The sequence below is a fragment of the Xanthomonas sp. LF07-6 genome (assembly GCF_034105445.1).
Lineage (GTDB): Bacteria > Pseudomonadota > Gammaproteobacteria > Xanthomonadales > Xanthomonadaceae > Xanthomonas_A > Xanthomonas_A sontii.
The window spans coordinates 56,505-79,150 of record NZ_JAXGGI010000014.1; the positions used below are offsets into that span (position 1 = coordinate 56,505).

General features: G+C 71.4%; 21 protein-coding genes. 15 read left to right on the forward strand and 6 right to left on the reverse strand.

Features of this window, described 5'->3' with window-relative positions; genetic code table 11:
* The first annotated feature begins 64 nt into the window (after positions 1-64).
* The 5 genes from SLW56_RS17520 to SLW56_RS17540 all read left to right on the forward strand — a co-directional run bounded on the left by SLW56_RS17520 (position 65) and on the right by SLW56_RS17540 (position 5,517).
* Positions 65-484, forward strand: a complete 420-nt coding sequence (locus SLW56_RS17520) for a hotdog fold thioesterase (protein ID WP_017908098.1) — start codon at positions 65-67, stop codon at positions 482-484.
* Positions 485-597: 113 nt separating this feature from the next.
* Positions 598-1,392, forward strand: a complete 795-nt coding sequence (locus SLW56_RS17525) for a lysophospholipid acyltransferase family protein (protein WP_019801786.1) — start codon at positions 598-600, stop codon at positions 1,390-1,392.
* Positions 1,393-1,459: 67 nt separating this feature from the next.
* Positions 1,460-2,452, forward strand: coding sequence for an alpha/beta fold hydrolase (locus SLW56_RS17530; RefSeq protein ID WP_043094059.1), 993 nt, complete (start codon positions 1,460-1,462; stop codon positions 2,450-2,452).
* 357 nt (positions 2,453-2,809) lie between these two features.
* Entirely contained in the window at positions 2,810-4,885 is a 2,076-nt protein-coding gene (locus tag SLW56_RS17535) for a tetratricopeptide repeat protein (RefSeq protein ID WP_320695238.1), read from the forward strand.
* Positions 4,886-4,905: 20 nt separating this feature from the next.
* Positions 4,906-5,517: a YbhB/YbcL family Raf kinase inhibitor-like protein gene (locus SLW56_RS17540; RefSeq protein ID WP_320695239.1), complete on the forward strand. Its 612-nt coding sequence runs from the start codon at positions 4,906-4,908 to the stop codon at positions 5,515-5,517.
* A gap of 382 nt (positions 5,518-5,899) precedes the next feature.
* On the opposite strand, the gene SLW56_RS17545 is transcribed toward SLW56_RS17540, so the two are convergent.
* On the reverse strand, positions 5,900-6,691 hold the full coding sequence (locus SLW56_RS17545) for an undecaprenyl-diphosphate phosphatase (RefSeq protein WP_017908899.1): 792 nt from the start codon (positions 6,689-6,691) through the stop codon (positions 5,900-5,902).
* Between the two features lie 223 nt (positions 6,692-6,914).
* Here SLW56_RS17545 and glnA point away from each other — a divergent pair, with 223 nt between their 5' ends.
* The 7 genes from glnA to SLW56_RS17580 all read left to right on the forward strand — a co-directional run bounded on the left by glnA (position 6,915) and on the right by SLW56_RS17580 (position 14,814).
* Positions 6,915-8,324: a type I glutamate--ammonia ligase gene (gene glnA / locus SLW56_RS17550; RefSeq protein ID WP_017908900.1), complete on the forward strand. Its 1,410-nt coding sequence runs from the start codon at positions 6,915-6,917 to the stop codon at positions 8,322-8,324.
* Between the two features lie 325 nt (positions 8,325-8,649).
* On the forward strand, positions 8,650-8,988 hold the full coding sequence (locus SLW56_RS17555; protein ID WP_010341076.1) for a P-II family nitrogen regulator: 339 nt from the start codon (positions 8,650-8,652) through the stop codon (positions 8,986-8,988).
* A 19-nt stretch (positions 8,989-9,007) separates the two neighbouring features.
* On the forward strand, positions 9,008-10,453 hold the full coding sequence (gene amt, locus SLW56_RS17560) for an ammonium transporter (protein WP_170268085.1): 1,446 nt from the start codon (positions 9,008-9,010) through the stop codon (positions 10,451-10,453).
* Positions 10,454-10,787: 334 nt separating this feature from the next.
* Positions 10,788-11,819 (forward strand): ATP-binding protein, encoded by a 1,032-nt coding sequence (locus SLW56_RS17565; protein WP_039726947.1) that lies wholly within the window; start codon positions 10,788-10,790, stop codon positions 11,817-11,819.
* Between the two features lie 10 nt (positions 11,820-11,829).
* Positions 11,830-13,260: a nitrogen regulation protein NR(I) gene (gene ntrC / locus SLW56_RS17570; RefSeq protein ID WP_267093281.1), complete on the forward strand. Its 1,431-nt coding sequence runs from the start codon at positions 11,830-11,832 to the stop codon at positions 13,258-13,260.
* A gap of 269 nt (positions 13,261-13,529) precedes the next feature.
* Positions 13,530-14,108 carry a superoxide dismutase family protein gene (locus SLW56_RS17575; RefSeq protein ID WP_267085350.1) on the forward strand — a complete coding sequence of 193 codons (579 nt, stop codon included), beginning with the start codon at positions 13,530-13,532 and terminating at the stop codon, positions 14,106-14,108.
* 79 nt (positions 14,109-14,187) lie between these two features.
* A complete protein-coding gene (locus SLW56_RS17580) occupies positions 14,188-14,814 on the forward strand; it encodes a superoxide dismutase family protein (protein WP_265531112.1) in 627 nt (208 codons plus the stop codon).
* A 146-nt stretch (positions 14,815-14,960) separates the two neighbouring features.
* Here the strand turns inward: SLW56_RS17580 and SLW56_RS17585 are convergent, their stop codons facing one another.
* The gene (locus tag SLW56_RS17585; protein ID WP_295969318.1) at positions 14,961-15,527 is read right to left on the reverse strand and encodes an NADAR family protein; all 567 of its coding nucleotides are present in this window, start codon (positions 15,525-15,527) and stop codon (positions 14,961-14,963) included.
* Positions 15,528-15,739: 212 nt separating this feature from the next.
* Positions 15,740-16,627 (reverse strand): hypothetical protein, encoded by an 888-nt coding sequence (locus SLW56_RS17590; protein WP_267093283.1) that lies wholly within the window; start codon positions 16,625-16,627, stop codon positions 15,740-15,742.
* 105 nt (positions 16,628-16,732) lie between these two features.
* Here SLW56_RS17590 and SLW56_RS17595 point away from each other — a divergent pair, with 105 nt between their 5' ends.
* Complete coding sequence (locus tag SLW56_RS17595) at positions 16,733-18,013, forward strand: acetyl-CoA C-acetyltransferase (RefSeq protein WP_026143786.1); 1,281 nt, start codon at positions 16,733-16,735, stop codon at positions 18,011-18,013.
* A gap of 159 nt (positions 18,014-18,172) precedes the next feature.
* Positions 18,173-18,742: a hypothetical protein gene (locus SLW56_RS17600; RefSeq protein ID WP_267093284.1), complete on the forward strand. Its 570-nt coding sequence runs from the start codon at positions 18,173-18,175 to the stop codon at positions 18,740-18,742.
* Between the two features lie 228 nt (positions 18,743-18,970).
* Here SLW56_RS17600 and SLW56_RS17605 read toward each other — a convergent pair whose 3' ends face one another.
* The 3 genes from SLW56_RS17605 to SLW56_RS17615 form a co-directional block, all read right to left on the reverse strand.
* Complete coding sequence (locus SLW56_RS17605; RefSeq protein ID WP_017908649.1) at positions 18,971-20,239, reverse strand: heme biosynthesis HemY N-terminal domain-containing protein; 1,269 nt, start codon at positions 20,237-20,239, stop codon at positions 18,971-18,973.
* On the reverse strand, positions 20,236-21,216 hold the full coding sequence (locus SLW56_RS17610) for a uroporphyrinogen-III C-methyltransferase (protein WP_017908650.1): 981 nt from the start codon (positions 21,214-21,216) through the stop codon (positions 20,236-20,238). The genes SLW56_RS17605 and SLW56_RS17610 overlap by 4 nt, the downstream gene beginning before the upstream one ends.
* 112 nt (positions 21,217-21,328) lie before the next feature.
* On the reverse strand, positions 21,329-22,111 hold the full coding sequence (locus SLW56_RS17615) for a uroporphyrinogen-III synthase (protein ID WP_295965809.1): 783 nt from the start codon (positions 22,109-22,111) through the stop codon (positions 21,329-21,331).
* Positions 22,112-22,144: 33 nt separating this feature from the next.
* Here SLW56_RS17615 and SLW56_RS17620 point away from each other — a divergent pair, with 33 nt between their 5' ends.
* Positions 22,145-22,615, forward strand: coding sequence for a YiiD C-terminal domain-containing protein (locus SLW56_RS17620; protein ID WP_267121731.1), 471 nt, complete (start codon positions 22,145-22,147; stop codon positions 22,613-22,615).
* Positions 22,616-22,646 lie beyond the last annotated feature (31 nt).

Here is a 22,646-nt window from a genome sequence, read left to right on the forward strand (position 1 = left end):
TGTCCGCGCAGGGGATGCCGCTGTCGCCAATCCCCAATCCCGACTCCCCAATCCCGGCCCCCCAATGCCCTTTCGCGAACCTGCCGATCTCGCCGTCCTCAACGCCGATTGCCGCGACACCCTGATCGCGCACCTGGGCATCGTCTTCACCGAGGCTGGGCCGGATTGGCTGCGGGCGACGATGCCGGTGGACGCGCGCACGCGGCAGCCGTACGGGCTGCTGCACGGCGGCGCATCGGTGGTGCTGGCCGAGACCCTGGGCAGCACTGCCGGCAACCTGTGCGTGGAGCCGGGGCGGATCTGCGTGGGTCTGGAAATCAACGCCAACCACCTGCGCGCCGCGCGCAGCGGCACGGTCACCGGCACCGCGCGGCCGCTGCACGTGGGCCGGACCACGCAGGTGTGGGAGATCCACATCGAGGACGCGGCCGGCAAGCCGGTGTGCGTGTCGCGGCTGACCCTGGCGGTGGTCGACCGCGGCTGAGCCCGGTCCCGGGCTGAACCCTGCCTCGGCGGTCACGGGCGACGTGTCTGCGGGCGCGTCTTCGGGGTGACACAATTGTCCGCTAGGCCCCCGCTTCCGGTACCCTTGTTCGAATGAGCGAGTTCTCCCCACCCGCCATGCGCCAATACGGTGGGGCGCTGCGCTGGGTTCGTTACGGCTACCGCGTGCCGCTGCTGGCGTTGCACGTGCTGTTGTCGCTGCCGTTCCTGCTGGTGTGCATGGCGCTGTCGCCCGGCCGCGCCGGCACCGAATCCTTCGGCGACCGCATGGTCTGCTGGTGGTCGACCTGGCTGCTGCGCATCTTCGGCCTGCGCGTGCGCCGCATCGGCGCGCCGCTGCCCAATCCGGTGCTGTTCGTCGCCAACCATGTCAGCTGGATCGACATCGTGATGCTGCACAGCCAGCGCATGATGGGCTTCGTCGCCAAGCGCGAGATCGCCGGCTGGCCACTGGTCGGCTGGCTGGCCGCGCGCGGGCAGACCATCTTCCACCAGCGCGGCAGCACCGAGTCGCTGGGCGGGGTGTTGCAGGCGATGCTGGAGCGGCTGCGCTCCGGGTGCTCGGTCGGCGTGTTCCCGGAAGGGCGCACCCGCAGCGGCCAGGACGTGGGGCCGTTCCACGCGCGCATCTTCCAGGCCGCGGTCGAGGCCGAGGTGGCGGTGCAGCCGGTGGCGCTGCGCTACGGTGCCGGCGGCTCGGCGCAGCAGATCGTCGCGTTCGGCCCGCACGAGAGTTTCTTCGCCAACTTCCTGCGTCTGCTCGGCGAGCCGGGGCGGGTGGCCGAGGTGCATTTCCTGGAGCCGATCCGGCTGCAGGACGTGGAAGGGCGCCGCCGCATCGCCGAGATCTCGCGTGCGCGCATCGTCACGGCGATGGCACAACCCTGAACACCGGGACACTGTCGACGCCGCGCTTGACCGATTACTCCAGTCGACAGGCGCAAGCTCGCTGCCCATGAACGCGACCGATTACTCCCCCCCTCGCTGGCTGCGCAACCCGCACGTCCAATCGGTACTGGGTTCCAGCCTGCTGCGCGTGCGCCGTGGCGAACAGTTGCTCGCCGCCAGCGGCGCCACCACCACCTCGCACATCCTCGACGGCGGCGATGGCGTGCGCCTGCAGGGCTGGCTCAGCGTGCCGGCCGGCGAAGCGCCGCGCGGCACCGTGCTGCTGCTGCACGGCTGGGAAGGCAGCGCCGACTCCAGCTACATGCGCCTGACCGCGGCCAAGATGCTGGCGCTGGGCTACCAGGTGTTCCGGCTCAACTTCCGCGACCACGGCGGCACCCACCACCTCAACGTGGACCTGTTCCACTCCGAGCGCCTGGACGAAGTGGTCAACGCCGCCTGCGACCTGTGGCAGCGCTTCCCGGCGCCCACCCTGCTCGCCGCCGGCTACTCGCTGGGCGGCAACTTCGCCCTGCGCCTGGCGCTGCGCGCGCCGGCGGCGGGACTGCCCCTGCAGCACGTGGCCGCGGTGTGCCCGTTGCTGGACCCGGCCACCACCATGCAGCGGATCGAGAACGGCCCGCAGTTCTACGACTGGTATTTCCGCCGCAAGTGGCGCGAGTCGCTGCTGCGCAAGCGCGAACTGTTCCCCGACCGCCACGGCTACGACGACGCCACCCTGGCGCTGGACATGCGCGGGCTGATGGCCTGGCTGGCCGAGCGCCATGCCGGCTTCGCCAGCCTGGACGCCTATTTCGACAGCTACTGCATTGCCGGCGAGCGCCTGCTCGGCCTGCGCGTGCCGGCCGACATCCTGATGGCCGAGGACGACCCAGTGATTCCCCTGGACGACTTCCGCAGCTGGCGCCTGCCGGACCTCGCCCGGCTGGAAATCGCCCGCTGGGGCGGGCATTGCGGCTTCATCGAGAACGCGCGCGGCGACGGCTTCGCCGAACGCTGGGTGGCCGAACGGCTGACCGAGGGGTTGGTGGAGGCCTAAGCGGCGTTGCGCGCAGGCCGGCGGGCGACCTCGCCCGCGCCGGCGTGCGGCAGGCGGTCAGCAAGGTGGGCGCACCGGGATTCCCGGGTGTGGCACGCGTCGATGCTCCTTCCGCCGTTCCCGCACCATCACCGCCGCCGCCACGTAGCGCTGCCCGGCGCACGGGTCATCTACGCGGCCGGCATGCTCGGCAAACCTCGCAGGCGCGTCGCCTCAGTCCCCCGGCAGCGTCGGCGACACGGCCGCTCCCAGCGAGGCCCGATGCGCCCGATGTACCCGCCGCGCGGACGCAGGCGCCCGCGCAGGGCGGCCGGGCGCTCCCGCTACAATGCGGGTTTGCCCCAACGCCGGACCCACATGCACCAGCCCATTCTCGACGCCCTGCGCCGCCAGGACACCGCCGACGCGCTGCGTCTCGCCCAGACCTGGGCCGCCGAGGCCGCCGACGACCCGCAGGCCTTCCGCTGGCTGGCGCTGGCGCAGCAGCAGCACGGCGAGACCGCCGCCGCTCTCGACAGCATCGGCCGTGCGATCGCGCTGGCGCCGGAAGACGCCAGCCTGCACCTGCTGCACGCCGGCATGCTGGTCAGCGCCAACGATCTGGCCCAGGCCGAGGACGCGCTGGCGCAGACCGCGGCGCTGGATCCCAACGAATTCCTCGCCTACGTGATGCGCGCGCACCTGGCGCTGGGCCGCGGCGACCTGGACGAAGTGGAGCGGCTCAGCCGCACCGCCGCGCGCCTGCAGCCGGAGCATCCGCAACTGCTCGGCGTGGACGGCATGCTGGCGCTGCGCCGCGGCGACGCCGACCGCGCGCTGGCGCTGCTCGCGCGCGCCAGCAATGCCCTGCCGGAGGATCCGCGCCTGCTCTATGCGCTGGGTTTCGCCTACCTGGACAAGCAGCACTTCGCCTTCGCCGAGACCGCGTTCCGCCGCGTCGCCGCGCTCACCCCGGGCACCGGCGCGGCGATGATGGCGCTGGTCGCGCAGTTGGCCTACCGCCAGGGCCGCCTGGACGACGCCATCACCGCGCTGGAGACGGTGCTGGCCGATCCGTCCGGCGATACCGCCAACATGCGCCGGCTGGCCGGCGAATACGCCCTGCAGGCCGACCGCCCGGCCGAGGCGCTGGACCACCTGCGCCGCACCCTGGCGGTGGCCCCGGCCGACCGCCGCACCCTGCACGCGGCGCTGATCGCCTGGCAGCGGCTGGGCACGATCGACGATGCCCGCGCCACCCTGGAAGCGGCGCTGGCCACCACCACCGACGCCCACGACCTGTGGCTGGCGCGGCTGGCGCTGGAGCCGGTGGGCGGCCCCGAGGCGCGCGCGCTGATCGCGCGCTGGCAGGCGGCGATGCCGGCGCACGTGCCGGCGCTGGAAGCGCAGCTGCGGGTGCACGACATGGCCGGCGAACGCGACCAGGGCGAAGCCGTGGCGCAGCGCATCGTGGCGCTGGAACCGGGCCGGCTTAGCGGCGAGGAACGCCTGGTCGAGGCGCTGCTGGAGCGCGGCGAGCACGACGCCGCCATCGCCCACGTGCGCGGCCTGATGCAGCGCATGCCCGAACGCGACCGCACCGTGGTGCGGCCCTGGCTGGCGGCGGTGCAGGATGCGGCCGGGCGCCCGGACGACGCACTCGCGACCTGGGTAGCCTTCCAGCAGGAGCAGCTGCCGCACCGCCTGCCGCTGCCGCCGCTGGGCCAGGCCCCGGCGCAGTGGCCGCCGCTGGGCGCGGTCGATCCGCAGAACCAGGCGCGCCCGCTGTTCGTCTGGGGCCCCCCGGGCAGCGGCGTGGAGCGGGCGATCGCGGTGATCGACGCGGCCAGTCCGGTATTGCGCGGCGACCGCTTCGGCCAGCAGCCGCCGACCGACGGCCTGCAGCGCTTCCGCAGCGTCGAGGAACTGGACAGCGGCACCCTGGACGGCGCGGCGCTGGTCGCCGAGTGGCGCGCGCAACTGCCGGCGCGCGGTGTCGGCGACGGCAACATCGTCGACTGGCTGCTGTGGTGGGACAACGCGCTGCTGCGCGCGCTGCGCCCGCACCTGCCGGAAGGGCGGCTGCTGATCGTGCTGCGCGACCCGCGCGACATGCTGCTGGACTGGCTGGCCAATGGCGCCCCGGCACCACTGGGCCTGGCCTCGCCGGAGACCGGTGCGCAGTGGCTGGCGGCGGTGCTGGCGCAGGTCGCCGACCTGCACGAGCAAGACCTGTATCCGCACCACCTGGTGCGCCTGGACGGGACCGAGCACGATCCGGCTGGCGTGGCGGCGGCGCTGGAGCAGGCGTTCGGCGTGGCGTTCCCGACCATCGCCACGGTCGGCCCGCCGCGCCTGGCCGCCGGCCACTGGCGCGCCTACGCCACGCCGCTGGCCGCCGCGTTCGCGTTGCTGACGCCGGTCGCGGTGCGCCTTGGCTACCCTGAAACCTGATTCCCCAAGGAGATTCACGCATGCGTCTTCGCAGTGACAGCATCCAGCCGGGTCAGCCCATCGCCGCGACCTACGCGATGGGCCAGGCCGACGGCTTCGGCGGCAACCGCAATCCCCACCTGGCCTGGGACGCGGTGCCGGCCGGCACCCAGTCCTTCGTGCTGTTGTGCGTCGATCCGGACGTGCCGACCGTGGCCGAGATGGTCGGCCGCGACGACGTGCAGATCCCGGTCGAACAACCGCGCACCGAATTCGTGCATTGGGTGGCAGTGGACCTGCCGGCCGACCTGCGCGAGATCGCCGAAGGCAGCGCCAGCGACGGCGTAGTGGCCAAGGGCAAGCGGCAACCGCCCGGCCTGGACGGCGCGCGGCAGGGGCTGAACAGCTACACCGACTGGTTCGCCGGCGACGCGGCGATGGGCGGCGACTACCACGGCTACGACGGCCCGTATCCGCCGGCCAACGACCTGCGTGTGCACCGGTACTTCTTCCGCCTGTTCGCGCTGGATGTGGCGCAGCTCGACGTGTCGGCACGCTTCACCGCCGCCGATGCCTTGCGCGCGATGCAGGGCCACGTGCTGGCCGAAGCCAGCCTGCACGGCACCTACAGCCTCAATCCGGCCGCGAAGTGAGCCGTAAAGCCCCTCTCCCGCCGGGAGAGGGGTTGGGGTGAGGGTGCGGCGCGCGCAGCGCTTAGCCCGATCTGACATTGCGAGGCTCCGCCCGTACCCTCATCCGCCCCTGCGGGGCACCTTCCCCCGAAAAGGGGGCCATGGTCCCGACGGGAGAAGGGAGGCGCCGAGCCCCTCTCCCCTCGGGAGAGGGGTTGGGGTGAGGGACCGGCGCGCGCAGCGCCTAGTTGATCTGTCATTGCGAGGCTCCGCCCGTACCCTCATCCGCCCCTTTGGGGCACCTTCTCCCGACGGGAGAAGGGAAAAGCCAAAGCCCCTCTCCCACCGGGAGAGGGGTTGGGGTGAGAGTCCGGCGCGCGCAGCGCCTCGCCGACTCAACCCCTCACGCCGCCGGCAACCACAGCAGCAGCGCCGCGCCCAGCACGATCCGGTACACCGCGAAGGCGGTGAAGCGGTGCGACTTGATGTAGCCCAGCAGCCACTTCACCACCACGAAGCCGGTGACCATCGAGGCGACGAAGGCCAGGGCCACGTCGCCCCAGTTCTCGCTGCCCAGGCCGCCGTCCTTGTACAGCTCCAGGAACGAATACGCGCTGGCCGCGAACATGGTCGGAATGCCGACCAGGAAGGCGAATTCGGCCGCGGCCGAGCGCTTGCTCAGGCCCAGCAGCATCGCCAGGAAGATCGTCGCCGCCGAGCGCGAGGTGCCGGGGAATACGCCGGCCACCACCTGCGCCAGGCCGACCGCGATGGCCACCGTCCAGGTCACCGTCTCGCGCTCTGGCATGCGCGCAGCGAAGTACTCGGCCACCAGCATCCACACGCCGCCGATCACCAGCGCCCAGGCCACCGGCTGCACGCTGTCCGGCAACTGCCAGCCGGCCTTGCGGACGATGAGACCGACCACCGCGGTCACCAGGAAGGCGGCGCCCAGCTTGAAGGCGTAGTCGCGGTTGGCGCGGTCGCCCAGGCCGGTGGCCAGGTCCCACAGGCGCTGCCGGAACACCAGGGTGGTGGCCAGGATCGCGCCGGCCTGGATCACGATGTTGAAGAAGTCGGACCGGTGGCCGAGCCAGCGCTCGGCGATCAACAGGTGCCCGGTGCTGGAAATGGGCAGGAATTCGGTCAGGCCTTCGATGATGCCCAGCAGCAGGGCCGACAACAGATCGCTCATGGAGGAGAGGGTCGCTTTGGGGGAGGGGAAGCTGCGCAAGGATAGAGCATCCGCCTCGCGCACAAATTTGGTGCGTTCAGGTGTGAATGCACCACTAAAGTGCAGTGCATTTGCATCCTTCGCGTGCACGCTTCAGCAGAATCAAGGGCTTGTGAGTGCCACATGCTTGGCATGGCGATTGCTGATACTCGCCCACGCCCTTCACAACCCGAGGTTGCATCGAATGTCTGCGGAAACTATTGAGAAGCTGGTCAAGGACAACAAGATCGAGTTCGTCGACCTGCGCTTCGTCGACATGCGCGGCGTGCAGCAGCACGTCACCTTCCCGGTCAGCATCATCGAGCCGGCGCTGTTCGAGGAAGGCAAGATGTTCGACGGCAGCTCGATCGCCGGCTGGAAGGGCATCAACGAGTCGGACATGGTCCTGCTGCCCGACGCCGACACCGCCTTCGTCGATCCGTTCATGGCCGATCCGACCCTGGTGCTGACCTGCGACATCCTCGACCCGGCCACCATGCAGAGCTACGGCCGCGACCCGCGCGGCGTGGCCAAGCGCGCCGAGGCCTACCTGAAGTCCAGCGGCATCGCCGACCAGGCGTTCTTCGGCCCGGAGCCGGAATTCTTCATCTTCGACGGCGTGCGCTTCGGCAACGAGATGGGCCACACCTTCTTCAAGATCGATTCGGAAGAGGCGGCCTGGAGCAGCGGCAGCAAGATCGAAGGCGGCAACAGCGGCTACCGTCCGGCGGTCAAGGGCGGCTACTTCCCGGTGCCGCCGACCGACTCGCTGCAGGACCTGCGCGCCGAGATGTGCAAGACCCTGGAGCAGGTCGGCATCGAAGTCGAGGTGCACCACCACGAAGTGGCCACCGCCGGCCAGTGCGAGATCGGCACCAAGTTCAACTCGCTGGTGAAGAAGGCCGACGAACTGATGATGATGAAGTACATCATCAAGAACGTCGCCTACCGCAACGGCAAGACCGCGACCTTCATGCCCAAGCCGATCGTCGGCGACAACGGCTCGGGCATGCACGTGCACCAGTCGCTGGCCAAGGGCGGCACCAACCTGTTCTCCGGCGACGGCTACGGCGGCCTGTCGCAGATGGCGCTGTGGTACATCGGCGGCATCTTCAAGCACGCCAAGGCGATCAACGCCTTCACCAATTCCGGCACCAACAGCTACAAGCGTCTGGTCCCGGGCTTCGAGGCGCCGGTGATGCTGGCCTACTCGGCGCGCAACCGTTCGGCCTCGTGCCGCATTCCGTGGGTGTCCAACCCGAAGGCGCGCCGCATCGAAATCCGCTTCCCGGATCCGCTGCAGTCCGGCTACCTGACCTTCGCCGCGCTGATGATGGCCGGCCTGGACGGCATCAAGAACCAGATCGACCCGGGCGCGCCCAGCGACAAGGACCTGTACGACCTGCCGCCGGAAGAAGAGAAGCAGATCCCGCAGGTGTGCTCCAGCCTCGACCAGGCGCTGGAAGCGCTGGATGCCGACCGCGAGTTCCTCAAGGCCGGCGGCGTGTTCACCGACGACTTCATCGACGGCTACATCGCGCTGAAGATGCAGGAAGTGACCAAGTTCCGCGCGGCCACGCACCCGCTGGAATACCAGCTGTACTACGCCAACTGAGTTCCACGCGCGGCGATGGCGAAGGCTTCCCCTCCCTCCTTCGCCATCGCCGCCACCTGCCCGGCTGGGGAGCCGCGCAGGTGGTCCGCGCCCACCATCGCGTCATCGAGTGTCCAGGGGATGGACCGCGCAACAGAGCGCTTGCGTGCCGTGGGCCACGTTCCCTCCCACGTCGCCGTCGCCGCCGCACCTTGGGTGCGGTGGGCCACGGCGTGATCCACGGAACGCATCGCGCAGCAGCACCCGCGCCGTTCGCGGCGCGGTCGATGGGCCCAGTGCCGGTCGGCCTTCGGCGGCCGGTTCCTTCCACCAACGGGGTATGCGCATGAAACTGATCACCGCCATCATCCGGCCATTCAAGCTCGACGAGGTCCGCGAGGCCTTGTCGCAGGCTGGGGTGTCCGGCATCACCGTCACCGAGGTCAAGGGCTTCGGTCGGCAGAAGGGCCACACCGAGTTGTATCGCGGTGCCGAGTACGTCGTCGACTTCCTGCCCAAGATCAAGATCGAGACCGTGGTGACCGACGAGCGTCTGGATGCCGTGGTCGAGGCGATCCAGGGCGCGGCCGGCACCGGCAAGATCGGCGACGGCAAGATCTTCGTCACCGCCATCGAGCAGGTCGTCCGCATCCGTACCGGCGAAATCGGCGCCGATGCGCTCTAACCCCACCTTGGAGCCCTTCATGAAGACAGGTCTGTTCGCCGGGTGGAAGGCCCGGTTCTACGCGGTATGCATGCTGATGCTGGTCAGCGCGATGGCGGTCGGCATCCCCGGCAAGGCCTTCGCCCAGGCCGAAACCACCCCGGCGCCGACGCCGGACGTGGTCACCGAACAACTGACGCCGCCGCCTGCGCCGGCCGCCGCGCCGGCCGCGGCCGCGGCCACGCCGGCGCCGGTGGTGGACAAGGGCGACGTCGCCTGGATGCTCACCTCCACGCTGCTGGTGCTGCTGATGGTGGTGCCCGGCCTGGCGCTGTTCTACGGCGGCATGGTCCGCGCCAAGAACGTGCTGTCGGTGCTGATCCAGGTCGGCGTGGTGTTCTCGCTGATCGCGGTGCTGTGGGTGGTGTACGGCTACAGCCTGGCGTTCGCCGATGGCGGTCCGTTCATCGGCACGCTGCACAAGGCGCTGCTGGCCGGCGTCGACACCACCACGCTGGCCGACACCTTCTCCAAGGGCTTCAAGCTGCCGGAGTATGTGTTCGTCGCCTTCCAGTTGACCTTCGCCGGCATCACCGGCGCGCTGATCGTCGGCGCCTTCGCCGAGCGGGTGAAGTTCGCCGCGGTGCTGCTGTTCGTGGTCATCTGGTTCACCTTCGGCTACCTGCCGCTGGCGCACATGGTGTGGTCGGCCCCCGGCTTCCTGTTCGGCAAGGGCGCGCTGGACTTCGCCGGCGGCACCGTGGTCCACATCAATGCCGGCGTGGCCGGTCTGGTCGGGTCCTACTTCGTCGGCAAGCGCCTGGGCTTCGGCCACACCGCGCTGAAGCCGCACAACGTGACCCTGACCTTCGTCGGCGCCTCGCTGCTGTGGGTGGGCTGGTTCGGCTTCAACGCCGGCTCGGCGCTGGAAGCCAACGCCACCGCCGCACTGGCCTTCCTCAACACCCTGCTGGCCACCGCCGCGGCGGTGCTGGCCTGGTCGCTGACCGAGAAGGTGATCAAGGGCAAGTCCTCGGCGCTGGGCGTGGCCTCGGGCATGGTCGCCGGCCTGGTCGGCATCACCCCCGCCGCCGGCACCGTGGGGCCGTTCGGCGCCATCGCCATCGGCGTGGCCGCCGGAGTGATCTGCGTGTGGGGCGTGACCGGGCTGAAGAAGCTGCTCAATGCCGACGACACCCTGGACGTGTTCGGCGTGCACGGCGTCGGCGGCATCGTCGGCGCGATCCTCACCGGCGTGTTCACCGACAAGGCGCTGGGTGGCATGGGCTACGCCGAGGGCGTGACCATGGGCCACCAAGTGCTGGTGCAGGCCGAAGGCGTGCTGATCACCGTCGGCTGGATCGGCGTGGTCTCGGTGGTCGGCTTCCTGATCGCCAAGCTGGTGATCGGCCTGCGCGTGCCGGAAGACGCCGAGCGCGAGGGTCTGGACATCACCTCGCATGGCGAATCCGCCTACGAATTGTGAGTTTCGCCGGCCCGCGACGGCGGTCGCGGGCCTTGTCGCAGGACGTGTGGCCGGCGCTGGTGGCCGGTCCGCGCGGCCGCGGCCTTCGCCGGCGCTTCCTGGGGGGAAGCGCCGGCCATTCTCAAAAGATCGAGGTATTCCGCGTGGCCATTCGCCTCGCCACACCCCCGGCTTTCCGCAAGATTCCTGGTTGCGTCGCGATGCAGGGCCGGGTGGCACCACCCACTGGTCGTCAGGCGGCTGCGCGACGCGCCATCCGCGAGGGCAGCGGCCGCGCCATGCGCCGCTCGCCCGTGCCGCCTGCTCGGCTTTGCACTACATTGGTGCAATGGCCATGAACACCCCGCCGCCCCCGCTTTCCGCCCTTGGCACCCCGGTGGTCTGGGCCGATACCGACGGCCGCCTGCGCGGCGCCAATCCCGCCTTCGCGCGCTGGCTCGGGGTCAGCGTGCGGCGCCTGCTCGACCAGCCGCTGGCCTCGCTGGAAGTGCAGGGCGATGCGCTGGCCCGGTTCCTGCGCAACGACGAGCGCGACGTGCTGCGCCTGCACCGCATGGCCCTGGCGGTGCCCGGCGAACCCCCGCGCTTTGCCGAGGGCTGGCTGTCGCGGCTGGACGACGGCGGCTGGCTGCTGGAAGCGCATCCGGTCGACGAGTTCCCCACGCCGGACCCGGCGCAGGCCCTGCCGAACGCGCTCAGCGCGGCGCTGAAGGGCCTGGCCCACGAACTGCGCAATCCGCTGGCCGGGCTCAAGGGTGCTGCCCAGCTGCTGGCGCGGCGCGCCCAGCACCGCGACGAGGACGAACGCGAACTGATCGAACTGATCGGCGCGGAGATCGAGCGCCTCAACAGCCTGCTCGACCAGTTGCTGTCGCCGGCGCCGGCACGCCCGCACGCCATGCTCAACATCCACGCGGTGCTGGAGCGGGTGCTGCGCCTGGCCGAGAACGAAGGCGGCTGGTCGGTGCGCCTGCAGCGCGACTACGACCCCAGCATCCCCGAATTCCTCGGCGATGCCGACCGCCTCACCCAGGCGGTGTGGAACCTGGTGCGCAACGCGATCCAGGCCGGCGCCGCGCAGGTCACCTTGCGCACCCGCGTCGAGCACGGCCAGCGCATCCGCGACCGCGTGCACGCGCGCGGCCTGCGCCTGGAGATCGTCGACGACGGCCGCGGCGTGCCCGAGGAACTGGCCGAGCACCTGTTCCTGCCGCTGGTCAGCGGCCGCGCCGAAGGCAGCGGCCTGGGCCTGGCGCTGGCGCAGCAGGTGGCGCGCGAGCATGCCGGCTCGCTGACCTACCGCTCCCGCCCCGGCCACACCGTGTTCACCCTGCTGCTGCCGCAGCGCGCAGCGGACACCGATTAGGAGCACTGCGATGACCGACTCCCTGCAAGGAACGCAACGTATCTGGGTGGTCGACGACGACCGTTCGGTGCGCTTCGTGCTGTCCACCGCGCTGCGCGACGCCGGCTACAGCGTCGACGGCTTCGACAGCGCCGCCGCCGCGCTGCAGGCGCTGGCGCAGCGGCCCATGCCCGACCTGCTGTTCACCGACGTGCGCATGCCCGGCGACGACGGCCTGGTGCTGCTGGACAAGCTCAAGGCCGCGCATCCGCAATTGCCGGTGATCGTGATGTCGGCCTACACCGACGTGGCCAGCACCGCCGGCGCGTTCCGCGGCGGCGCCCACGAGTTCCTGTCCAAGCCGTTCGACCTGGACGATGCGGTGGCGCTGGCCGCACGCGCGCTGCCCGATCCCGGCAGCGCCATCGCCGCGGCGCCGCCAGTGGCGCCGGCCGGGCAGGGCAGCACCGAACTGATCGGCGACACCCCGGCGATGCGCGCGCTGTTCCGTGCCATCGGCCGGCTGGCGCAGGCGCCGCTGTCGGTGCTGATCAACGGCGAGACCGGCACCGGCAAGGAACTGGTGGCGCACGCGCTGCACACCGAGTCGCCGCGCGCGCGCAAGCCGTTCGTCGCACTCAACACCGCCGCGATCCCGGCCGAACTGCTGGAGAGCGAGCTGTTCGGCCACGAGGCCGGCGCGTTCACTGGCGCGCAGCGCCGCCACATCGGCCGCTTCGAGCAGGCCGACGGCGGTACCCTGTTCCTCGACGAAATCGGCGACATGCCGCTGCCGCTACAGACCCGGTTGCTGCGCGTGCTGGCCGAGAACGAATTCTTCCGCGTCGGTGGCCGCGAACTGATCCGGGTCGACGTGCGGGTCATCGCCGCCACCCACCAGGACCTGGAGGCGCTGGTCGAACAGGGTCGCTTCCGCGCCGACCTGTTGCACCGCCTGGACGTGGTGCGATTGCAGTTGCCGCCGCTGCGCGAGCGTCGCGCCGACGTGCCGCAACTGGCCGAGAACTTCCTGGCGATGGCCGCGCGCAAGCTCGACACCCCGCCCAAGCGGCTGGCGCCGGCGGCGCTGGACGCGTTGCGCGCCTATCCGTGGCCGGGCAACGTGCGCGAACTGGAGAACGTGTGCTGGCGCCTGGCCGCGCTGGCGCCGGCGGAAATCATCGATGCCGGCGACGTCGAGGCCGCCCTGCTGCGCGGCGGCCGCCGCGAGCGCAGCGGCGACGGCGGCGAGTGGGACACGCAACTGTCGGCCTGGGCGCAGCAGCGCCTGTCCGACGGCGCCGAGGGCCTGCATGCCGAGGCCCGCGAACGCTTCGACAAGGCGCTGCTGGAAGTGGCGCTGCGCTTCACCCAGGGCCGCCGCGCCGAAGCCGCCGCCCGCCTGGGCGTGGGCCGCAACACCGTCACCCGCAAGCTGGGGCCCGGGCGGCGGCGGCGCTGAAGTTCGTGATTCGGGATTCGGGATTGGGGATTCGCAACGGCGAGGCCCCAGGTTCGGGCGGGTGTCGCCCGCTGCATGCGGCGCGTGCTGCGGCACGGCGTCACAGGCCATTGCGCCGAACCGGCTGGCGCTACGCTCTTGCGAATCCCCAATCCCCAATCCCCAATCCCCAATCCCCAATCCCGCCCGATTAGACTGCGCCCCGTGCACCTTCATGGGGTCTGCACGGCCGCCCCTCTAGTTTCGCCATGCCACAGGAGTCGATGTCGATGCGTTATGGATTGCCCCTCGCCGCGAGCGCCTTGTTGATGCTGGCCGCGTGCAGCAGCGCGCCGCCCAAGGCCCCGCCGCCGCCGCCGCCCAAGGCCCCGCCGCTGGCCAGCGCCGGCACGGTGCAGCAGGCGCAGGCCGTGCTGGCGCCGGCCTCCGGCAGCCTGGTCAGCGGCAAGCTGTCGCTGGTCGCCGCGCCCGGCGGCGTGCGCATCACCGGCACGCTGGGTGGCCTGCAGCCCAACCACAGCTTTGCCTTCCATGTGCATGAGCGCGGCGATTGCAGCGCGGCCGATGCCAGCAGCGCCGGCGGCCACTTCAATCCGCTCGGCGCGCCGCACGGCCGCGCCGGCAGCGGTCCGCACCACGCCGGCGACATGGACAACCTCAACGCCACGGCCGACGGCACCGCGCAGATCGACGTGCTGCTGCACGGCGTGGTGCTCGGCGGCGGCGCGGCCAACGATATCGTCGGCCGCGCGCTGGTCGCGCATGCCGATCCGGACGACTACCGCAGCCAGCCGGCCGGCAACGCCGGCGCGCGCGTGGCTTGCGGCGTGATCCGCCCGCTGCGCTGACCTCGCATCGCTACTTCCGCCCGGGTCCGCCTGGGAGGTCCGTCCGCATTCCGCGGCTCTGCAACGAAGGAGAACCCCCGTGCGTCGTACCCTTCCCAGTCTGCTGTTCCTGGCCACCACCCTGGCGCTGAGCGCCTGCAAGCGCGAAGAACCCGCCTCCACCCCGGCGGCGACCCCCGAACCCGCCGCCGCCCCGGCCGCGAGCGCACCGCCGGCCGCGACCAACGCCACCGGCAGCGCCAGCGCCGCGCTCAGCCCGACCCAGGGCAACGAAGTGGCCGGCGAGGTCAAGTTCACCACCGTCGACGGCGCCGTGCACGTCACCGGCACCATCACCGGGCTCAAGCCCAACAGCGAGCACGGCTTCCACATCCACGAGTTCGGCGACTGCAGCGCGCCGGACGGCAGCAGTGCCGGCGGCCACTTCAACCCGGCCAAGACCGAGCACGGCCAGGTCGGCAGCGATCCGCACCACGGCGGCGACATGCCCAATCTCAAGGCCGACGCCGAGGGCAAGGCGACCATCGATGCGGCGGTGTCCAACAACGTCAACATCGGCAAGGGCGACGGCTTCGACATCCTCAACCACGCGGTGATCGTCCACGCCGACCCGGACGACTACAAGAGCCAGCCCACCGGCAATGCCGGCGGCCGCCTGGCCTGCGGCGTGATCAAGGGCGACGCGGCGGCCGCGCCGGCGCAGTAAGCGCACGCTGGATGGCGTTCGCGATGGCGGCGTCCGGGTTGCGGGCGCCGCCGTTTTCCGCTTCCTGGATCCGCTGATATCCGGAAAGTGGCTCCAGTTGCGCCGGATCGAGGCTGCATGAAGCAGAGCAGCATCGCGCGTCGTGCTTAGCGAGGATCTGATTCCGCCAGTCGCCGGCGGACCTCCATCAGGGCGAAGCCCAGCAGGTTCTCGCCCTGCCACGTCGTGGGATCGGCGGCGCGCGGGTCGTTCGCCGCCAGGCCGATGCCCCAGATCCGGTCGACCGGACTGGCTTCGACCAGTACCCTGCCGCCGGTCCCGAGCAGGAAGGTCTTCAGCGCCGCATGCTGGCCGAACTTGCCCAGGTTGCCCGCGATGACCAACTGCATGCGGGCATCGCGCCAGGTGGATTCATCGAAACCCTGGATCTCCCGCCCGATCGCCTTGGCTTCTCCGGGATGCGCGGCGGCCAGAATGCGGGCACAGGCGGCATGGTCGCCGAACAGCCGCGCCTTGCCGGCCATCATGTAATGCTCGGCGGTGGGGTAGGTCACCGAATCGAGCACGAACGGCGCCTCGAACCATTGGCTGAAACAACTGCGGTCGATGGCGCCGGGCTGCTTCGGCGTATGCCCCCAGAAGTGGACGAACTTGAGGTGTTCGCCCGCCTGCTGACGTGCGCACAGCGCGTCCACGGTCAACACGGTGTGCATGGATGTCCCCGCTGGAAATCAAGTTCGTCTGCACTGCTGCAACCCCGCGATGCCAGGGCAGCGCCGCGCATGCTGCGACATGCCGGTGCGACCACCTGTTGCCGCGTCAGCCCGGCATCGCGGTCTCTCTGCAACGCGCGCCTGCCCGCATGCCACCGCTGGCCCGCTTGCTCCGGTCGAGCGGCGCAAGCCAGTGGAAGTGCCGACGCGGCTCAGGCCGCCAGCAACGCCTGCTTGGCGTCCTGCCCGCTCTCGCAATGCACGTACAGCACCGGCAGGCCGTGGGCCTCGAGTACCGCGGCCAGTTGCCGCTGGCGCGCCAGGTACTGCTCGTAGACCCGCTGCAGGCGCTCGCAGTCCTGGCGGTCGTAGGCGTAGTGCGCGCACCAACTGGCCGGGTCGAACAGCGCCATGCGCACCTCGCCTTCGCGGTAGCGCAGCAGCGGCTCGGGCGGGGCCTGCAGCCATTCTTCCTGGTCCGGCGCCAGCAGCGCGGTTTCGATCAGCGGCCACAGCGGTGCCAGACCCTGGTTGTCGTACTGCATGGACATCATCGCCGCCAGGTCGTGGCCGGTCAGGTAGCGGGCGTGCTCGATCTCCGCGCCAAAGCCCTTCTGCGCGAGCAGCGCGGTATCGGCCTGCGCCATGCCCTGCGCCAGCAACACGTCCTCCAATGCCTCGGCCACGGACTGCACGGTGTCGGCCGGGCCGCTGAGCAGGAACGGCACCACCCGCAATGCGCCGCCGCGCAGGCCGGCGTCGGCCTGGAACGGCAGCGGCACGCTGCCGTCGGCATCGGCACCGAAGGCCAGCAGGCGCGGGCCGTCGGCGCGGCCCGGCGCGCGGGCGGCGAGTTCCTCCAGGCGCCGGTGCAGCGGCCAGCCCGGACGCAGCGCTTCGGCCGGATCGAAATGCGCGCCGGCCAGGCTCAGTTCCAGTTCGCGCACCGCCGGCACCAGTTGCGCCAGGTCGCGGCCGACCTTCTCGGCCAGTTCGGCGGCCTGCGCATGCGGCAGCGCCGGGTGCGCCGGTTCGCGCCCGGAGGACAATTCCAGGGCGATGACCCCGTGGGCGTGGCGAGTGGCGGAGGCTTGGGTCATGGGATTGGCGGTTGGCCCGTCGCGGGCGCATAGCTACACTCGCTTCATTATGCCTGCGCTACCGTGCAGGCCATGTCCCCGACTCCCCTCGCGCGAGGTAATCCCATGCCAGCAGCCCGTCCCGTCGCCATTCTCGGCGGCGTCCGCATTCCGTTTTGCCGGCAGAACACGGCGTATGCGGATGTCGGGAACCTCGGCATGTCGGTGCGCACGCTGGGCGCGCTGGTCGAGCGTTACGGGCTGCACGGGCAGCAACTGGGCGAAGTGGCGATGGGCGCGGTGATCAAGCATTCCAGCGACTGGAACCTGGGCCGCGAGGCGGCGCTGTCCTCCGGGCTGTCGCCGCTGACTCCGGGCATCACCCTGCAACGCGCTTGCGGCACCAGCCTGGACAGCATCATCACCGTCGCCAACAAGATCGCGCTGGGGCAGATCGAGTCGGGCATCGGCGGCGGCTCGGACACCACCTCCGAAGTGCCGATCGTCTACGGCAAGAAGCTGCGCGCGCGCCTGCTGGCGGCCAACCGTGCCAAGAGCACCGGCGACAAGCTGCGCGCGCTGACCCGCGGCTTCAAGTTCGCCGAGCTCAAGCCCGAGTTCCCGGGCGTGGCCGAGCCGCGCACCGGCAAGAGCATGGGCGACCACTGCGAGGACATGGCCAAGCAGTGGAACATCTCGCGCGATTCGCAGGACGCCTGGGCGGTGTCCTCGCACCACAAGCTGGCCGCCGCCTACGAGCGCGGCTTCTTCGCCGACCTGATCGCGCCGTTCCGCGGCGTGGAGCGCGACAACATCCTGCGCGCGGATACCTCGCTGGAGAAGCTGGCCACGCTGAAGCCGGCGTTCGACAAGGTCAGCGGCCGCGGCACCCTGACCGCGGCCAACTCGACCCCGCTGACCGACGGCGCCGCCGCGGTGTTGCTGGCCTCGGAAGAATGGGCGCAGGCGCATGGCCACGTGCCGATGGCCTACCTGCGCGATGCGCAGGTGTCGGCGGTGGATTTCGTGCACGGCGAAGGCCTGCTGATGGCGCCGACCGTGGCCGTGCCGGAGATGCTCAAGCGCCATGGCCTGCGCCTGCAGGACTTCGACATCTACGAGATCCACGAGGCCTTCGCCGCGCAGGTGCTGTGCACCCTGCGTGCCTGGGAGAGCGAGGATTACTGCCGCACCCGGCTGGGCCTGGATGCGCCGCTGGGGCAGATCGATCCGGCCAAGATCAATCCGGTAGGCTCGTCGCTGGCCACCGGCCATCCGTTCGCCGCGACCGGCGCGCGCATCGTCGCCACCGTCGCCAAGCAACTGGTCGAACGCGGCGGTGGCCGCGCGCTGATCTCCATCTGCACCGCCGGCGGCATGGGCGTGGTGGCGATCGTCGAACGCTGAGCGTCACCGCGCGCTGGCACTCGTGCCGGCGTGCGCCGCGCCACGGCCTTCGGCCCTGCGGCGCCGCCCCGGCGCTGACCGCGCCGCATCCGTCGCGCTACCATGCCCGCCGATTCGCCTGCGTCACGCGGGCGACACGGCGCGCAGGGGGCGCAGGCCATGACCGAGCAGGGCAGTTTCAATCCGTACCAGGCGCCCAGCGTCGCCAGTCCGTCCAGCCTGCCGCCGCCGTTGCCGGGCGAGACGTTGTGGCGCGATGGCACGGATTTGCTGTGCCTGCGGGATGCGCCGTTCCCGCCGCACTGTGTGAAGTGCGGGGCGGCGCTGGGCAACGACGAACTCAAGAAGCGCACCTTCTACTGGCACGCGCCGGGCTGGTACGCGCTGATCCTGGTGAGCATCCTGGTCTATGCGATCGCGGCGCTGGTCGCGCGCAAGCGCAGCAGCCATGTGCTCGGGATGTGCGCGGTGCATCGGCGTCGGCGCAACCGGTACATCCTGTTGATCGCCGGTGCCTTCCTGGTTGGCCCGCTGCTGGGATTCGCCGTCGGCGGTGAGAGTGGGTTCTGGCTGGGAGGCGCCGTGTTCCTGGTCATGCTGATCTGGGGCATGTTCGGCGCGCGCATCCTGGTGCCGCGGCGCATGGACGAGCGCTACGCGCGCTACAAGGGCCTGGCACCCGCGTTCCTGGCGCGCCTGCCTGCGCTGCCGCCGGCCTTGCGGCGCTGAGCGGACGGACGCGGCCGGCCTACCTTCGGATGCGATGACCGGCGCGCCGCCGGCCTGGGCACACGACGCGGCCCAGGCCTTCTGCCGTGCTCCTCTTCGCTGATCGGCGCAGGAGCGATGCGCGTGCGCTGCCGCGTCCGGAAGCAGCCATGACGCGCTTTCGCCGCGGATCAGCGTGCCCGGCCTGGTCTTGCAGGCTCGGCCATCTCTGACAACACCGGGACGGACTCAACCCTCCAGCCGCGGGAATCCATGGTCGTCGCGGCGTTCCGTGCTGTCCGGCGCCGGCGCGATCGGGGTCACCGGCGCGACCGGCTCGGGCAGCGGCTGCGCGATGTCGCCGCGCTGCACGCGTAGCGCATTGGCGTAGCAGCGCTGCGCCGCGAGCATGTCGCCGGCGTCGGCATAGCCGTCGCCGAACACCTCCCAGGCCTCGGCACCGGCACCCAGCGCCAGCGCGCGGTGCAGGAATTCCTCCGCCTGCGGCCACTGCTGCTGGCGGCTGGCCAGACGCGCCAGGGTCAGCAGCAGCGCCGGGCTGTCCGGATGCGCCTGCAGCCAGCGCTGCGCGCTGGCGCGGCGCGAATCGTACTTCTCCACCGGCAGGCGCCCGTACAGCGCGGCCAGGCCTTCGTCCCAGCGCGTGTCCAGCGCCTGCTCCAAGCTGCGCAGCGCCGCATCGTCCCAGCGCAGGGCGGCCGCGCGCACCGCGTAGGCGGCGACCACCGCCGGCTCGCTGCGCAGCGATTTGGGCAGGCTCTCCCAGCGCTCGGCCAGGGCATTGGCATCGGCGGCCTGGTCCAGCGAGGCCGCGGCCAGGCGCGTTTCCAGCGTGGCGATCGCCTCCAGCGGCAGCGCCTGCTGCTGGCGGATCGCGCCGAGCTGGCCGTAGGCCTCGCCGGCACGACCGATGCGGGTCAGTGCCTCGGTGCGCAGCAACAGCCCGCGCGGCGGCAGCGGCTGCGCCGCGGCCACGTCCAGCGCATTGATCGCATCGACCGGGCGCTGCTGCTCCAGATGCAGTTCGGCCAGCAGCAATGCATGCGCGGCCGGATCGCGTTCGGCCAGGCGCCGCAGGTGGCGCTCGGTGGCCTCGCGGTCGCCGCGCGCATCGGCCGCGCGTACCGCGGCGATCAGGGCGATGGCGCTGACCTCGGGGTCTTCGGCGGCGGCGTTGAGCTGCTTCTCGGCCCGCGTCCACTGGCCGGCGTGGGCGGCGGCCAGGCCGTCGAGCAGGCGCGCGCGCGACTGCTTGCGGCGGCGCCGGCCCCAGGCGCGGAACGGGAAACTGAGCACGTTCCACACCAGCCACAGCGCCAGGAACGCGATCACCAGCAGCAGCGAGGCCTGCGGCAGCGAGGCGATGTAGTCGGTACCGCCGACGCGCACGATCACCTCGCCGAGCTGGCGCACCTGGTCCTGCCCCAGCCATTGCGCACCGATCACGCCCAGCGCGATGACGATCAACAGCACGATCAGGGAACGAAGGGATTTCATGACGGGCTCCTTGCGTCGCGCATCGCGCGCAACTGTTGCAGGGTGGTTCCGAGTTCGGGAATGGTCGGGCGCAGATCGGCATTGGCCAGGGTGCGCAGCGCGGCGCGGCGTTCGCGCAGCTGCGGCGACTCCGGCCACAGCCGCGACAGCCAGCGCCCGGCGCCGGCCAGGGCGCTGCGATAGCCACGCGTGTCGCCGCGTTCCAGCGCCGCGCGCGCCAGGGTCAGGTCGAGCTGCAGCGCGTCGTGGGCGGCCACGCGCTCCGAGCCGGCGGCCAGCACGCCGCCCTGCGAGGGGCGGATCTTCACCAGCGGCGCCAGCAGGCGCTGCCACAGCGGCTGCTGCGCGCTCTCCGGCAATTGCGTCGGCAATTTGTCCAGGCTGGCGGCGAAGGCATCCAGTTGCGCCGCCAGGCGTGCCTGCGGCCCGTCGCCCAGCGCGTCCAGCGCGGTACGTTCCTGCAGCAGCGCCTGGCGCAGGTTGAGGAATTGCGGATCGTCGATGCCGTCCAGCACACCGCTGGCCAGCGCGTAGGCACGCCGCGCGCCGGCCGCATCGCCGGCCAGCAGCAGGCGCTGCTGGCCCTGGTTGAGCAGCAGTTCGACCTCGTCCAGGCGCAGCGCCTGCGCGCCGTGACGGTTGGAATCGGCGAGCTTGGCGACATTGGCCTCCAGCAGCGCGCTGCGCTGGCTCAGGCCGAGCATTTCGTCGCGCAGCACGCGGTTGGTGCTGGCCGCGTCCTGCAGCCGCTGCGCGGTGGCGCGCTGGTCGCGGCGCAGGCTGTCCTGGGCCTGCTGCAAGGCCTGCAGTTGCTGCTGCAGGTCCGACTGCTGGGCCAGTTCGCGCGCGCTGCGCGCCTGCCACCAGTCCCAGCCACGCCAGCCGGCGAACGCCAGCGCGGCCAGCGTGGCGAGCACCAGCAGCAACCAGATCCAGCGTGTGGAACGGCGAGGCGTGATCGGGATTTCGTCGGTCATCGGCAGCGTCCTGGGGGCCGTCGCCCGTCGCGAGCAAGGCGGCGGTCGGCGCGGCACCGCCGGAGCATGGCGTGAGCGGCACTGCGGCCGCAACCCGGGCGGCGGTCCGCGTTCAGCGAGGTGGCGAGCGCGTTACGATCGCGGCCGCTGCGGCGACCAACTGCTGCGGCATCGGTCCGGCCGCCTGGGCGACGTCGACGAACCCCAGGTCCGCGGCCAGGGTCGCCAGGCGCGCGCTGGCCGCGACCACCGGCCGTGCACGCCAGGCCCGGGCCAACTCCTCCGGCAACTGCGCCAGCAGCTGTTGCAGCGCCTCGCCGCTGCTCAGCGCCAGCACACCGGGCGGCGCCGCACGCAGGCGGGCCAGGTCGGCCGCGCGCAGTCGTACCGGTTCGCGCACGTACACGTCCGCGCGCATCAGCGGGGTGCCGCGCGCCTGCAGGTGTGCGGCGATCAGGCCGCGGCCGCCGGGAGCGGTGATCAGTCCCACCGGCAGGTCGTGCGCGGACATTTCCGGCAGCGCCAGCAGGCCGTCGCTGTCCATTCGCGTCGGCGTCGCCACCTCGGCGATGCCGTGCTGGCGCAAGGCGCGCGCCGTGCCCGCGCCCACCGCCAGCCAGCACTGGCCGGGGCGTGCGGTCAGCGGCTGCAGCGCCGCGGCCGCGCGCACCGCCGCCGGGCTGCTGACGATGACCCGTGGCGCAGCCAGCGCCGCGGCCAGGGCCGCGCGGGTGGCGGGATCGGCGCGCGGCCGCAGCCGCCACGGCGACACCGCCAGCACCCGTGCGCCACAGCGCGCCGCGGCCCGCCGCAGCGGCGCGTGCTCGCCCTGCGGGCGCAGCGAGATCAGGGTCCAGGCCGGGGCGGCGGTTGCATGCGCGCTCATGCCAGGCATTATGCGAGCCCCCACCGGCAGCACAATCGCACCATGGCAGCGGATCTTTCCTTCGAGGCGTTCCTGCAGCAGTTGCAACGGCAGTTCCAGGCCATGCCGCCGGTGGCGGCGCTGCAGGTCGCCGTGCACGAGTATGCCGAGCAGCGCCTGCAGCTGGTCGCACCGCTGGCGGCCAACCTCAACGACAAGGGCAACGCCTTCGGCGGCAGCCTGGGCTCGGTGATGACCCTGGCCGGCTGGGGGCTGGTCAACTGCGAGCTGCACCGCGCCGGTCTGCAGGCCGACGTCTACGTCGCCGACAGCCAGGTGCGCTACCTGTCGCCGCTGTACGCCGATCTGCATGCCCAGGCCAATGCCGATGCGGAGGCCGACTGGGCTGTGTTCGTGACTACCTTCCGCCAGCGCGGCCGCGCCCGCATCGGCATCCAGGCCCAGGTCGGCGCGCCCGGCGCGGCCGCGGCAGCGACCCTGAGCGGTCGCTTCGTGGCCCTCGCCAAGGGGTAGGATGCGCGGATCGCGCGCCCCGCGCGCCGCC

Bases quoted from the DNA above. Each gene is read 5' to 3' on its own strand.
- SLW56_RS17520 (WP_017908098.1), top strand. From the start codon at position 65: ATGCCCTTTCGCGAACCTGCCGATCTCGCCGTCCTCAACGCCGATTGC.
- SLW56_RS17525 (WP_019801786.1), top strand. From the start codon at position 598: ATGAGCGAGTTCTCCCCACCCGCCATGCGCCAATACGGTGGGGCGCTG.
- SLW56_RS17530 (WP_043094059.1), top strand. From the start codon at position 1,460: ATGAACGCGACCGATTACTCCCCCCCTCGCTGGCTGCGCAACCCGCAC.
- SLW56_RS17535 (WP_320695238.1), top strand. From the start codon at position 2,810: ATGCACCAGCCCATTCTCGACGCCCTGCGCCGCCAGGACACCGCCGAC.
- SLW56_RS17540 (WP_320695239.1), top strand. From the start codon at position 4,906: ATGCGTCTTCGCAGTGACAGCATCCAGCCGGGTCAGCCCATCGCCGCG.
- SLW56_RS17545 (WP_017908899.1), bottom strand. From the start codon at position 6,691: ATGAGCGATCTGTTGTCGGCCCTGCTGCTGGGCATCATCGAAGGCCTG.
- glnA (WP_017908900.1), top strand. From the start codon at position 6,915: ATGTCTGCGGAAACTATTGAGAAGCTGGTCAAGGACAACAAGATCGAG.
- SLW56_RS17555 (WP_010341076.1), top strand. From the start codon at position 8,650: ATGAAACTGATCACCGCCATCATCCGGCCATTCAAGCTCGACGAGGTC.
- amt (WP_170268085.1), top strand. From the start codon at position 9,008: ATGAAGACAGGTCTGTTCGCCGGGTGGAAGGCCCGGTTCTACGCGGTA.
- SLW56_RS17565 (WP_039726947.1), top strand. From the start codon at position 10,788: ATGAACACCCCGCCGCCCCCGCTTTCCGCCCTTGGCACCCCGGTGGTC.
- ntrC (WP_267093281.1), top strand. From the start codon at position 11,830: ATGACCGACTCCCTGCAAGGAACGCAACGTATCTGGGTGGTCGACGAC.
- SLW56_RS17575 (WP_267085350.1), top strand. From the start codon at position 13,530: ATGCGTTATGGATTGCCCCTCGCCGCGAGCGCCTTGTTGATGCTGGCC.
- SLW56_RS17585 (WP_295969318.1), bottom strand. From the start codon at position 15,527: ATGCACACCGTGTTGACCGTGGACGCGCTGTGCGCACGTCAGCAGGCG.
- SLW56_RS17590 (WP_267093283.1), bottom strand. From the start codon at position 16,627: ATGACCCAAGCCTCCGCCACTCGCCACGCCCACGGGGTCATCGCCCTG.
- SLW56_RS17595 (WP_026143786.1), top strand. From the start codon at position 16,733: ATGCCAGCAGCCCGTCCCGTCGCCATTCTCGGCGGCGTCCGCATTCCG.
- SLW56_RS17600 (WP_267093284.1), top strand. From the start codon at position 18,173: ATGACCGAGCAGGGCAGTTTCAATCCGTACCAGGCGCCCAGCGTCGCC.
- SLW56_RS17605 (WP_017908649.1), bottom strand. From the start codon at position 20,239: ATGAAATCCCTTCGTTCCCTGATCGTGCTGTTGATCGTCATCGCGCTG.
- SLW56_RS17610 (WP_017908650.1), bottom strand. From the start codon at position 21,216: ATGACCGACGAAATCCCGATCACGCCTCGCCGTTCCACACGCTGGATC.
- SLW56_RS17615 (WP_295965809.1), bottom strand. From the start codon at position 22,111: ATGCCTGGCATGAGCGCGCATGCAACCGCCGCCCCGGCCTGGACCCTG.
- SLW56_RS17620 (WP_267121731.1), top strand. From the start codon at position 22,145: ATGGCAGCGGATCTTTCCTTCGAGGCGTTCCTGCAGCAGTTGCAACGG.